We start from the raw sequence: 3,007 nt of genomic DNA, 5'->3' as shown, positions 1-3,007 counted from the left end.
TGTTGTTTTTTTTACCTATTAGTATAGTCGTTGCTATTTGGGAAGAAATGACTGAGGACAAAGATTAAAAGGAGTATCCCCCATTTCTTGTTATCAAATGGCCTTAGCTCATCATAAAGGTCAAAGGTATTAAAGGTGTAAAGGTTACTGCCAACCGCGCAAATTAAAATAACCCACACAAAAATCAGCCCCTTTTCTGTAAAATTGGCAATAAATGGGACTCAATATTATCAAAAATGCGCGGCATATTTTTAATCCGTAGGGTGCGCTCTTCGATAGCGTAACGCACCGACAATTGTGGTGGGTGATTTTGGTTATGGTGGTGGGTTACGCGTTGCTAACCCACCCTACTGATTTACTTAATCCAAACAGTTTTAACGTTGACAAATTCGCGAATACCTTCGACACTTAATTCCCGTCCAAAACCAGAACGTTTAATACCCCCAAAGGGCAAGCGAGGATCGGATTTAACCATACCGTTAATAAACACACAACCGGCCTCAATTTCGGTAATTAAACGCTCAATTTCTGCGGGGTTATTCGTCCAAGCACTAGAACCTAAACCAAAGGGACTATCATTAGCTAAAGCGATCGCTTCATCGATATTTTTGACTCGAAATAGTAAAGCCACCGGTCCAAAAAATTCCTCTTTTTCCCCCGGAGAACCGACAGGAATATCGGTTAAAATCGTTGGTAGATAAAAGTTACCTTTTCCCTCTAAACGTTGACCCCCCACAAGGACTTTACCACCCATAGCGACGGTTTTTTCGACTTGATGGGCAATTTCCGAGACGATCGATACCGTGGCCAAAGGACCGATATCAACAGTTTCATCGAGGGGATCACCCACTCTTAAAGCTTGGAATTTGGCCACTAATAACTGTTCAAATTGATCGGCGACAGTTTCCATAACAATAAACCGTTTAGCGGCGATACAAGTCTGACCATTATTTAACAATCGCGCCGTCACTGCCGTAGCCGCTGCCGCCTCGATATCGGCAGTATCTAAAACGATAAAAGGATCACTACCTCCCAACTCCAAAACCACTTTTTTGATCTGTTTTCCCGCGGCGGCTGCTAAACTCATCCCCGCCGGTTCACTACCGGTTAAAGTGGCGGCTTTTACCCGTTCATCGTTAATTAAATCACTAACGCGATCGGCCCCGATCAAAAGAGTTTGAAAAGCACCTTCGGGAAAACCGGCTTCTAATAAAATCCTTTCCACCGCTAAAGCTGATTGGGGGACATTAGAAGCGTGTTTGAGTAGGCCGACATTTCCCGCCATTAAAGCGGGGGCAGCAAAGCGAAATACTTGCCATAAAGGGAAATTCCAGGGCATAACCGCTAAAATTACCCCTAACGGTTGATAACGGACAAAACTGCGACTAGCATCGGTGGCAATCAACACATCTTCCAGATAACCGGCGGCATTATCGGCATAAAAACGACAAACCAAGGCACATTTGAGGACTTCTGCGATCGCTGATTTGATCGGTTTCCCCATTTCTAAAGTCATGGTTTTAGCCAATGCCACCTGATCCCGTTCCAAAATGTCCGCCGCTTGCCGTAACCACTGTCCTCGTTCACTGATGGCAGTCCGGCGATACTGCTGAAAAGTGGCCTCAGCTAGGGCCAATTTCGCCGCCAATTCCTCCGAGGTTAGAGGGGTAAAAGTCTTGAGAATTTCTCCCGTGGCAGGGTTAACTGAAGCGATACCCATATCCCAATTGTCTCCTATCGAGCGCTATATCTCTAGTTTAGTTCTCCGGTTGTCCCGCTGCTGACATAATTCGATCGCTAATTGGATTGCCGCTTGCATACTCTGGGCCCTAGCGATGCCAAGACCGGCGATATCAAAAGCCGTCCCGTGGTCTGGAGAGGTGCGAACAAAAGGTAAACCGATGGTAGTATTAACAGCACAGTCAAAAGCCATTAATTTGACGGGAATTAGTCCCTGATCGTGGTATAATGCCAGATATGCGTCGGCGGGTTGCCCTTGACCGCTAAACCAAGCGCGCCCCGGTTCCACCCAAAGCGTATCGGGGGGGACAAGGCCGATTAATTGGGTTTGCGGGTATTTTTGCGCCATTGACTCTAGCCAAGGCTGTAACCAGTCCTTTTCTTCCCTTCCCAGTTTTCCCGCTTCGCCACTGTGGGGATTAAGGCCGGATATGGCGATTTTTGGGCGATAGATGCCGAAATCTAGCTTTAAAGACTCGATCAATAGATCTAGTTTTCGGGTCATCAGATCGGGGTTAAGGGCATCGGGAACTTCTCGCAGGGGGATGTGGGTAGTGGCGAGGAGAGTGCGTAAGTTATAGCCGGTGTGAGGGGATTTAGCGACGAATAGCATCCCATAACGGTTAATTCCCGCCATGGTAGCCAAAACCTCCGTTTGACCGGGGAAATCATAACCAGCCAACTGCCAACAGGATTTAGCGATCGGACCGGTGACAATACCGTCAAATTCGCCCTTGAGGGTGCGTTTTATGGCTTCTTGCAGGTAAAGAAAGCTAATTTCACCACTAGGGGCATCCCCACGCCCGAAAACGATTTTTGACCGGTTGTAGGGCAAATCGATCAGAGAAAAGCGATCGAGAAGATGGGGATCGTGATAGGCTTTTTCGAGAAGCGTTCTTGTGCCGATTAGAGTAATCTGACAAATAGACGAGATTGAGGAATCGGCGATCGCTTTTAACACCACTTCAGGACCGATTCCGGCGGGATCACCGACGGGGATAACTAGACGGGGAATAAAATAGGCGGATTCCATAAATTTTGGCCGTCAATATTGCTAATTCTCCCGATTAATCTCATCGTTGACAATTATCAGGAGGGAATAAATCAGTAAACAATCTTCAGTTTACCTAAAATGTCGGATGAATGCCCCCGCTAAATTTTTTGACAAGACATCAACCTTTGCGGGGGATGAAATCCGACCAGGATATTGACTGCGAAGCACGATTTTAATTCTACCATTTGTAGGTAAACTGTGTTATACTTAATT

The 3,007-nt window shown here is 46.4% G+C and carries 2 protein-coding genes; both read right to left on the bottom strand.

The window, feature by feature from the left end; translation table 11 throughout:
* Positions 1 to 355 precede the first annotated feature (355 nt).
* Positions 356 to 1,720, bottom strand: a complete 1,365-nt coding sequence (locus IM477_RS19600; RefSeq protein ID WP_002799077.1) for an NAD-dependent succinate-semialdehyde dehydrogenase — start codon at positions 1,718 to 1,720, stop codon at positions 356 to 358.
* 24 nt (positions 1,721 to 1,744) lie between these two features.
* Positions 1,745 to 2,773, bottom strand: a complete 1,029-nt coding sequence (pdxA, locus tag IM477_RS19595; protein ID WP_287733156.1) for a 4-hydroxythreonine-4-phosphate dehydrogenase PdxA — start codon at positions 2,771 to 2,773, stop codon at positions 1,745 to 1,747.
* Between the last annotated feature and the right edge of the window lie 234 nt (positions 2,774 to 3,007).

It is taken from the genome of Microcystis sp. M090S1, from assembly GCF_020246295.1.
In the GTDB taxonomy this organism is placed as follows: Bacteria; Cyanobacteriota; Cyanobacteriia; order Cyanobacteriales; family Microcystaceae; genus Microcystis; species Microcystis aeruginosa.
This window is presented reverse-complemented; position numbering and strand designations above follow the sequence as displayed.